Annotated in this window: 9 protein-coding genes; all 9 read left to right on the top strand. The window is 69.8% G+C overall.

Annotated features, from left to right (window positions below; all coding sequences use genetic code 11):
• Positions 1-413: response regulator transcription factor (locus Q1K57_RS11420; protein ID WP_300082624.1), on the top strand; the 413-nt coding region annotated here is incomplete at its 5' end.
• Positions 414-422: 9 nt separating this feature from the next.
• The gene (gene mshD, locus Q1K57_RS11415) at positions 423-1,292 is read left to right on the top strand and encodes a mycothiol synthase (protein WP_300082620.1); all 870 of its coding nucleotides are present in this window, start codon (positions 423-425) and stop codon (positions 1,290-1,292) included.
• Positions 1,289-3,379 carry an RNA degradosome polyphosphate kinase gene (locus Q1K57_RS11410; protein WP_300082617.1) on the top strand — a complete coding sequence of 697 codons (2,091 nt, stop codon included), beginning with the start codon at positions 1,289-1,291 and terminating at the stop codon, positions 3,377-3,379. Before mshD ends, Q1K57_RS11410 begins: the two co-directional genes overlap by 4 nt.
• Positions 3,376-4,260, top strand: a complete 885-nt coding sequence (locus Q1K57_RS11405; RefSeq protein WP_300082614.1) for an NUDIX domain-containing protein — start codon at positions 3,376-3,378, stop codon at positions 4,258-4,260. Before Q1K57_RS11410 ends, Q1K57_RS11405 begins: the two co-directional genes overlap by 4 nt.
• A gap of 180 nt (positions 4,261-4,440) precedes the next feature.
• Positions 4,441-5,547: a phosphate ABC transporter substrate-binding protein PstS gene (pstS, locus tag Q1K57_RS11400; RefSeq protein ID WP_300082611.1), complete on the top strand. Its 1,107-nt coding sequence runs from the start codon at positions 4,441-4,443 to the stop codon at positions 5,545-5,547.
• Positions 5,548-5,685: 138 nt separating this feature from the next.
• Entirely contained in the window at positions 5,686-6,654 is a 969-nt protein-coding gene (gene pstC / locus Q1K57_RS11395; protein ID WP_300082608.1) for a phosphate ABC transporter permease subunit PstC, read from the top strand.
• Entirely contained in the window at positions 6,654-7,724 is a 1,071-nt protein-coding gene (gene pstA / locus Q1K57_RS11390; protein WP_300082605.1) for a phosphate ABC transporter permease PstA, read from the top strand. Before pstC ends, pstA begins: the two co-directional genes overlap by 1 nt.
• 19 nt (positions 7,725-7,743) lie before the next feature.
• Positions 7,744-8,523 carry a phosphate ABC transporter ATP-binding protein PstB gene (gene pstB / locus Q1K57_RS11385; RefSeq protein ID WP_300082602.1) on the top strand — a complete coding sequence of 260 codons (780 nt, stop codon included), beginning with the start codon at positions 7,744-7,746 and terminating at the stop codon, positions 8,521-8,523.
• A gap of 91 nt (positions 8,524-8,614) precedes the next feature.
• Positions 8,615-9,420 (top strand): DUF2510 domain-containing protein (locus tag Q1K57_RS11380; RefSeq protein WP_300082599.1); only part of this gene is annotated, 806 nt, incomplete at its 3' end.

Genomic DNA, 9,420 nt, shown 5'->3' with positions numbered 1-9,420 from the left:
TGAGCGCCGACTGGGGCGTGGGCGACTTCGTGCTCGAGAACGCCGGCCCCGCAGAGTTCGACGCCCGCCTGCGGCTGCTGCTCGCCACACGGGGCGACGGCATCACCAGTTCGGGTGGCATCACCATCGACGAGTCCGCCTCCCACGCCTCCCTCCACGGCCGGTCCCTCGACCTGACCTACACCGAGTTCGAGTTGCTCAAGTACCTCGTGCAGCACCCGGGCCGCGTGTTCACCCGAGAAACCCTGCTGTCGGACGTGTGGGGCTACGACTACTACGGCGGCACCCGCACGGTCGACGTGCACGTGCGGCGGTTGCGGGCCAAACTCGGCGTCGAGCACGAGAACCTCATCGGCACGGTGCGCAACGTCGGCTACCGGTTCAGCCCCGAGGGCATCGCCCGGCCCCGTTAGGGTGGCGCCGTGGAACCACTCACCGAACTGTCGCCCGCGCAGCGCGCCCGCGTGTTGTCCCTCGTCAGCGCGGCAACGGACGCCGACGGCGCCTCGCCGCTCAACGAGGAGGCGCAATTGCTGCTGGCGCGGCCGGGGGCGTGGCACTGGCTGGCCACCGACGGCGCCGCTCTCGCGGGGTACGCCCAGTGGCAGCCCGACAACGCCACCGCGCAGCTCGTCGTTCACCCGGCCGCGCGCCGTCGCGGCGTCGGCACGCGGCTCCTCGCCGCGCTGGCTGCCCGGACGTCCGCCCCGGCCGTCTGGGCGTTCCGCGATCTGCCTGCCGCGCACGGCTTCGCCGCCGCGGCGGGGCTCGTGCCCGTGCGCGGTTTGCTCGTGCTCGCCAAGCCTCTCCACACCGTCGTCGCGCCCGTCGCCCCCGCCGGTGTCACCCTGCGCCCGTTCATGGACGCCGACGCCGACGCCTTTCTCGCCACGAACGCCGCCGCGTTCGCCCACCACCCCGAACAGGGCCACTTCTCCGCCGCCGACCTGACCGCCCGGCAGTCCGAGGAGTGGTGGGACCCGGCCGGGCTCGTCCTCGCCGAGGATGCCGACGGCGTCGCCGGCTTCCACTGGACCAAGCGCCACGACGCCGACACGGGTGAGGTGTACGTGCTCGGCGTCCACCCGCGGGCGGCCGGGCGAGGGTTGGGGGGCGTCCTGTTGCAGGCCGGTCTGGCGCACCTGGCGCGCGGCGACGTCCGGCGTGTCATCTTGTATGTGGACGCCGACAACACCGCGGCCGTCCGTCTCTACGAGCGCGGCGGGTTCACCCGCGACCACGCCGACGTCCTCTACGGCCAGCCCGTCCCGGCGGAAGGAGGGATCGCGTGAGCGACACCCTCGTCGACCAGCAGCCACGGACCCGCTTCGCCGACCGCGAGCTCAGTTGGCTGGCGTTCAACCAACGGGTCCTCGACCTGGCACGCGACGCGTCGGTGCCGCTGCTCGAACGCGCCCGCTACCTGGCGATCTTCAGCTCGAATCTCGACGAGTACTTCCAGGTGCGCGTCGCCGGCCTCAAACGGCGCATCGAAGCGGGCGTGGCCCTGCCGGGGGCCTCCGGCGTCCTGCCGCGTGACCTGCACGAACTGGTGTTGCGGCGCGTCCGCGGGCTGGTGGCGACCCAGTCGGAGACGCTCACCGAGGATGTGCTGCCCGGTCTGGCCACCGAAGGCGTTCACGTGGTCGCGTGGGGTGAGCTGACGGTCACCGAGCGAGACCGGCTGGCCACGCTGTTCACCGAGCGCATCTACCCCATCCTGACGCCGCTGGCCGTGGATCCGGCGCACCCGTTCCCGTACGTGTCGGGGCTGTCGGTCAACCTCGCCGTGCTGCTGCGCAACCCGGCCACCGGCGGGCGGCAGTTCGCCCGGATCAAGGTTCCGACCAATCTCGACCGGTTCGTCGACCTCGGCGGCGGCCGGTTCATCGCGCTCGAGGAGATCGTCGGCAACCAGCTCTCGGAGTTGTTCTCCGGGATGGAGCTGCTCTCCTGGAGCACCTTCCGGGTGACGCGGAACTCCGACGTTGAGGTGGAGGAGGACGACGCCGAGAACTTGCTCCACGCCCTCGAGAAGCAGCTGATGCGGGCACGCACCGGGCGTCCACCCGTGCGGCTCGAGGTGGCGCGCGGCATCCCCGCCGAACTGCTCGACGTGCTCACCCAGCGGCTCGACATCTCTGCCCGCGAGGTGTTCGAGGTGCCCGCACCGCTCGACCTGACCGCGCTCACCTCACTCGTCGCCCGCGTCGACCGCGAGGACCTGTCCTTCAGCTCCTTCCTGCCCCAGACGCATCCCGATCTGGCCTCCGTCGAGACCGCCCAGCCGGCCGACCTGTTCGCCGCGCTCCACGATCACGACGTGCTCCTCCACCACCCGTACGACTCGTTCGCCACCTCGGTGCAACGGTTCGTCGAGCAGGCGGCCGCCGACCCGGCCGTGCTCGCCATCAAGCAGACCCTCTACCGCACCTCCGGAGACTCGCCGCTGGTGGACGCCCTCGTCGACGCCGCCGAGGCCGGCAAGCAGGTGTTGGTCGTCGTCGAGATCAAGGCCCGCTTCGACGAGCACGCCAACATCGCATGGGCGCGCAAGCTGGAGCGCGCCGGCTGTCACGTCGTCTACGGCCTCGTCGGCCTGAAGACGCACGCGAAGCTGTGCCTCGTCGTCCGCGACGAGCCGGACGGCCTGCGCCGCTACGTCCACATCGGCACCGGCAACTACAACCCCACCACCGCCCGGACCTACGAGGATGTTGGGCTGCTCACCGCCGACCCCGTCGTCACCGAGGACATCGCGCGCGTCTTCAACCACCTGTCCGGCATCACCCAGGAGGTCAACTACCGACGCATCCTCGTGGCGCCGCACGGCGTCCGCCGGGGGCTGGCCGAGCGCATCGAGACAGAGATCGAGCACCACCGGGCGGGCCGTCCGGCGGGCATCCGGATGAAGGTGAACGCGATCGTCGACGAGACGGTGATCGACGCCCTCTACCGGGCTTCGCAAGCGGGGGTCCCGGTGGATCTCTGGGTGCGGGGCATGTGCGCCCTGCGCCCCGGCGTGCCCGGCTTGAGCGAGACGATCCGCGTGCGCAGCATCCTCGGGCGCTTCCTCGAGCACAGCCGGCTGTTTTGGTTCGCGAACGACGGGGAGCCGTTCGTCGCCCTGGGCAGCAGCGATCTGATGCATCGCAACCTGGACCGGCGCGTCGAGGTGGTGGTGTCGCTCACCAACCGCCGCCACAGTGCCCAGATCGAGCGGCTCTTCGATCTCGCCTTCGCCGAGGACACCGCCTGCTGGGAGCTCGACGACACGCGCTGGACCCGCCGCACCTCCGACGCCGAGGGCGTCCGGCTGCGTGACCTGCAGGAGCACTTGATCGCCACGTTCGCCGGACGACGAGGAGAGACGCGATGAGCCCGAGCAAGGTCCAGGTGGCGGCCGGGACGGTGACCCTGCGGCAGCGGCCCGGCAAGCAACCGCAGGTGCTGCTCGTGCACCGGCCGACCTACGACGACTGGACGTTGCCGAAGGGCAAGCTGGAGCCCGACGAGTACGAGGCGGTCGCCGCGGCCCGCGAGACTCTGGAGGAGACCGGCGTTCAGGTGCGGTTGCACCAACCTCTGGAGATGATCAGGTACCCCATCAGCACCGGCATGAAGGCGGTGCACTACTGGTTGGCGAGCCCGCGGGCGATCACGAAGCGCAAGCCCGACCGTGAGGTCGACAAGGTCGTCTGGCTGTCGCCGAAGGCGGCGTTCGCGCGCATGACGTACGCCCACGAGCGGGATGTCGTGCAGCAGGGGCTCGACGCCACCCCGACGACCGCTCTGCTCGTCGTGCGACACGCGAAGGCGATGGACCGCAAGAACTGGTCCGGGCGCGACCAGGCGCGGCCGATCACCGCGCGCGGCCGGAAGCAGGCGAAGTTGCTCATCCCGCTGCTGGACGCCTTCGGTGTCGAGCGGCTCACGTCGTCGAGTTCGACGCGGTGCATGCAGACCTTGGCGCCCTTCGGCAAGGCGAGTGGCCGCGACGTGGAGGGGTGGACGGTCCTGAGCGAGGAGATCGGCGAGGACAATCCCAAAGGCGTCGCGAAGCACATGCTGCGCTTGGCCGAGCAGGCGGCGTCCACGGGCGTTGCCACGGCCGTCTGCGGCCACAGGCCCGTGCTGCCGACGATGCTCGCAGGCATCGGGGTCCCGAACCGGATGATGCAGACCGCCGCCACCGTCATCGTCCACCTGGACGCCGACGCCCGCGTCGTAGCCCATGAGTTCCATCGGCCGCGCGCCTAGTCGGGACGTCAAAGCCGAGGCACGTGGGGTGCCGTGTCCGGATCGAGACGGCTCGTTCACGATCCGTTCATCTTGGGGGTCGAATCTCTTCACGGAGGGTCCGTAGCGTCGGAGACGACCGAAGGATCACTCCAGTCCGCGGGGCAGGGAGTCCCGTGAACCACGTTCGAAGGAAGAGCCTTGAACATCCGTACGATCGGCGCTCCGTTCGCAGTCCTCACCGTTGCCGCCCTGTCGCTCACCGCGTGCGCCGCGAACGAAGGAACGCCCACCGCCCCGAGCACGGGCGGCTCGACCGCCGCCGCCAGCAACCTCTCCGGCACGCTCACGGGCAAGGGCGCGTCGTCCATGCAGGTCGCCCAGCAGGCGTGGGTCGCCGGCTTCCAGGAGGCCAACCCGAGCGTCACCGTCAACTACGCGCCCGACGGCTCGGGCGCCGGCCGCGACGCCTTCATCGCCGGTGCCGCCGACTTCGCCGGCTCCGACCGCGCCCTGAAGGACGAGGAGATGGGGGCCGGCAAGTTCGCCGGCTGCGCCGACACCTCGAACGCACTCAACCTGCCGGTGTACATCTCCCCGATCGCGGTCGTCTACAACGTCCAGGGCGTGACGGACCTCAAGCTGGACGCCGCCACGATCGCCGGCATCTTCGCCGGTCAGATCACCAACTGGAACGACGCGAAGATCGCCGCCCTCAACGAGGGTGCCACGCTGCCCGACCAGACCATCACGCCGGTGCACCGCTCCGACGACTCTGGCACCACCGAGAACTTCACCGACTACCTCCACCAGGCGGCGCCGGACGTGTGGACCGAGAAGGCGTCGGGCACGTGGCCGACCGCGTTCCCCGGTGAGGCCGCCAAGGGCACTTCCGGCGTCGTCGACGCCGTCACCAACGGCAACGGCACGATCGGGTATGCCGACGAGTCCCAGGCAGGTTCGCTCGGCAAGGCCGAGGTGAAGGTGGGCAGCGACTTCTTCGGCCCGACCGCCGAGGCCGCCGCCGCACTCGTGGACAACGCCGCCAAGGCCGACGGCCGCGCCGAACACGACTGGGCACTGAAGCTCGACCGGACGGCGGAGGGCCAGTACCCGATCGCGCTCATCTCCTACGCCATCGTGTGCGAGGAGTACGCCGACAGCGCCAAGGCAGAGCTCGTGAAGGCCTACCTCGGCTACATGGTCTCCGCCGACGGCCAGGCGGCCGCGCAGGCGCAGGCCGGCAACGCACCCCTGTCGTCCACGATGACCAGCAACATCGAGGCCGCGGTCGCGTCCGTCAAGTGACCCGACGTCCCACCTCCAGGTCCACCGAAGGGCCCCCGCGGTTGAGCCGCGGCGGGCCCTTTCGGGGGCCCGGAGGGCTCCCTCGCTCCAGCAGCTGAACCGCCCGGACGGCCGGGCCATCAACCTTCGGAAGGCATCGTGAGTCTCTCCACAGCACCACGGTCGGCCGAGACCGACTCGGGACTCGTCCCGACGCGCCCGCGCCTCGGCGACAAGGTCTTCAAGGGCCTGTCCACCGGATCCGGCCTGCTCATCTTCCTCATTCTCGCCGCCGTCGCCACGTTCCTCGTGGCCCAGGCCGTGCCCGCGCTCACGTCCAGCCCCGAGACCCTCCAGTCGCAGGGCTACGGGGAGTTCTGGTCGTGGGTCATCCCGATCGCGTTCGGCACCGTCTGGTCGGCCCTCTGGGCGCTCGTGTTCGCCGTGCCCGTCGCCCTCGGCATCGCCCTCTTCATCACCCACTATGCGCCCCGCCGCCTCGCGGCCGGCCTCGGCTACGTCATCGACCTGTTGGCCGCCGTCCCCTCGGTCGTGTACGGCCTGTGGGGCGGCCTCACGTTCGCCGGGGCGCTCCAGCCGTTCCACACGTGGCTCGCCACCTACCTCGGCTGGATCCCACTGTTCGCACCGCCGGCGTCCGGAACCGGTCGCACCCTGCTCACCACCTCGCTGGTGCTGGCCGTCATGATCCTGCCGATCATCACGTCCCTGTGCCGCGAGGTGTTCCTGCAGACGCCGAAACTGCACGAGGAAGCCGCCCTCGCCCTCGGTGCCACCCGCTGGGAGATGATCCGGATGGCCGTCTTCCCGTTCGCCCGCGCCGGCATCGTGTCCGCCGTCATGCTCGGCCTCGGCCGCGCCCTCGGCGAGACCATGGCCGTCGCGATGGTGCTGTCCGGCGCCGGCGTCATCAAGTGGGAGCTCATCGGCCAGCAGAACCCCAACACCATCGCCGCAACCATCGCGCTCAACTTCCCCGAGGCGTCCGGCCTGCGGATCAACCAGCTCATCGCCGGCGGCCTCGTGCTGTTCGTGATCACCTTGGGCGTCAACATGGTCGCCCGGTGGATCGTCGCCCGCCGTGCCGCCTACTCGGGAGCCAACTGATGAGCACCACCACCCTCGCCCCTCGGGCCGCGTCCGGCTCGCTCACCGCCGGCCAACTCCCCCGCTGGTCGCCGGCCGCCACCGGCGTCGGCGCGCTCGTCCTTGCCGCCCTCGTCACGGTTCCCCTGATCGGGGTCAACATCGCGGTCATCGCGATCGCCGGCTTCCTCGCCCACCAGCTCGCCCTGTTCGCCTGGTCGGCGTCCGTCGAAGGGACGCGGCGGGCGACGGACCGCATCATGCAGGGCTTCGTCGTGGCGGCCTTCGTCCTCGCCCTCGTGCCGCTCGTGTGGCTCGCGTTCACCACCCTCGCCAGCGGCCTGGCCCGCTTCGATGGGACGTTCTTCACGTGGTCGATGCGCAACGTGCTCGGCGAAGGCGGCGGCGCCATCCACGCCGTGTACGGCACCCTGATGATCACCGGTGTCGCCACCCTCATCTCCGTGCCCATCGGTCTCCTGACGGCCGTCTATCTGGCCGAGTACGGCCAGGGCAAGGCGCTCGCCCGCGGCATCACGTTCTTCGTCGACGTCATGACGGGTATCCCGTCGATCGTCGCCGGGCTCTTCGTGTACGCCTTGATGACCCTGCTCATCGGGCCCGGCACGGTGAGCGGGTTCGCCGGCTCCCTGGCGCTGTCGGTCCTGATGATCCCGGTCGTCGTGCGCTCCTGCGAGGAGCTGCTGCGGATCGTGCCGAACGAGTTGCGCGAGGCGTCCTACGCCCTCGGCGTCCCCAAGTGGAAGACCATCCTGCGCATCGTCATCCCCACCGCCCTCTCGGGCATCGTGTCCGGCATCATCCTCGCCATCGCCCGAGTCATCGGCGAGACCGCCCCGCTGATGATCACCGCCGGCTTCACGGCCAGCATCAATCCCAACTTCTTCTCGGGCGCCATGATGACGCTGCCCACGTTCGTCTACGGCCAGTACGCCTACCGGGGCGTCCCGGTCGAGGCGTTCCTGCAGCGCTCGTGGGCGGGCGCCCTCACCCTGATCCTCATCGTCATGGCACTGAACCTGATCGGCCGCATCATCGCCGCCAAGTTCGCGCCCAAGACCGGCCGGTAACCAAGGAGAGCCGAACCTCATGTCCAAACGAATCGAAGCCAAGAACCTCGACATCTACTACGGCAAGTTCAAGGCCGTCGAGGACGTCTCGATGGTCATCGAACCCCGCGCGGTGACGGCGTTCATCGGCCCCTCCGGCTGCGGCAAGTCGACCTTCCTGCGCTCCATCAACCGCATGCACGAGGTCATCCCGAACGCCTACGTCGAGGGCGAACTGCTACTCGACGACGAGAACCTGTACGGGACGGCCGTCGACCCGGTGAACGTGCGCCGGCAGATCGGCATGGTGTTCCAGCGGCCCAACCCGTTCCCCACCATGTCCATCAAGGAGAACGTGCTCGCGGGCCTGCGGCTCAACAACCAGCGCATGGGCGGCAAGGAACAAGACGAGGTGTGCGAGCGCGCCCTCCGTGGCGCCAACCTCTGGGAAGAGGTCAAGAACAGGCTCGATCTGCCCGGTTCGGGTCTCTCCGGCGGCCAGCAACAGCGTCTGTGCATCGCCCGTGCCATCGCCATGCAGCCCGACGTGCTGCTCATGGACGAACCCTGCTCGGCGCTCGATCCGATCTCGACCCTCGCCATCGAGGATCTCATCGGCGAGCTGAAGGCCAATTACACGATCGTCATCGTGACCCACAACATGCAGCAGGCCGCCCGCGTCTCCGAGGCCACCGCGTTCTTCAACATCGCCGGCACCGGCGCTCCCGGCAAGCTCATCGAGATGGGCCCCACCGAGAAGATCTTCTCCACCCCCGACAAGGAGGAGACGGAGAACTACATCACCGGCCGCTTCGGGTGAGCCGGCGTCCGTGCGGGCCCGTCGAGCATGGCTCGGCGGGCCTGTTCGCGTCCATCGTCGCAGCCAGCCGGACGCCGCCTAGAATCGGCGCATGAGCGCTCCCGGTTGGTACCCGGATCCCGGTGGACAACGAGGCATGTTCCGCTGGTGGGACGGTTCGGCCTGGACGCCGAGCATCACCGCGAACCGCTTCGACCCACCGCCCCTGCCCGCCGGGGGGCAACTGCCCATGTACGCAGCCGGCCAGCAGGCGAGCTACGACTACGGGCAGATCCGGCAGCAGTCGCCCTCGCGGCGTCCGCTGCTCGCCCTCGGCCTCGTCGGCGTCCTCGTGGTGGCGTTGCTCGTCGGCGGAGTCTGGCTGGTGCAACGGTTCGTGGGCAACCCGTTCACCGGCGAGGAACCGGCCTCCAACCCCACCGGTCCCCTCTGCCCCACGAGCAGCCAGATCATCTCGCCAACCCCACACGTCAACCCGCCGGGACGCGTCCAGGGCGGGGCGCTCTCGTACCCACAGCTCGGCTCGCCCTGGGGTGCCGTCTTCGAGGAGAACCGCCTCGCCTTCGGACGCGACGTGTTCGGCCAGATGGTCACCGTGCACGAGAACTACGGCGACAGCGGCAACAGCTGGGTGGCGTCGCTGCTGGTGGGCGAACTCGTGGCCGGCGACGGCTTCTTCAGCCCCGAGCAGGGCTCCGAGATCGTGACGCGCTGCATCATCGGCGCCTTCTACGGCGACGCCAAGGTCGCCCGCGAGGACCGCGTCAACGAGGCTGCCACCGTCGACGGGTACGACGCATGGCTCGTCGAGATGCACCTCACGTTCAACATCCCCGGCCTCGACGAGACGGGCGAGACGGCCATCGTGCTCATCGTGGCCACGGGCGAGGCGTCCAG

Source organism: Propioniciclava sp. (assembly GCF_029977985.1).
Lineage (GTDB): Bacteria > Actinomycetota > Actinomycetes > Propionibacteriales > Propionibacteriaceae > Propioniciclava.
This window is presented reverse-complemented; position numbering and strand designations above follow the sequence as displayed.

Coding starts and splice junctions, on each gene's coding strand:
- pstB (WP_300082602.1), top strand. CDS start 7,744: ATGTCCAAACGAATCGAAGCCAAGAACCTCGACATCTACTACGGCAAG.
- pstA (WP_300082605.1), top strand. CDS start 6,654: ATGAGCACCACCACCCTCGCCCCTCGGGCCGCGTCCGGCTCGCTCACC.
- Q1K57_RS11405 (WP_300082614.1), top strand. CDS start 3,376: ATGAGCCCGAGCAAGGTCCAGGTGGCGGCCGGGACGGTGACCCTGCGG.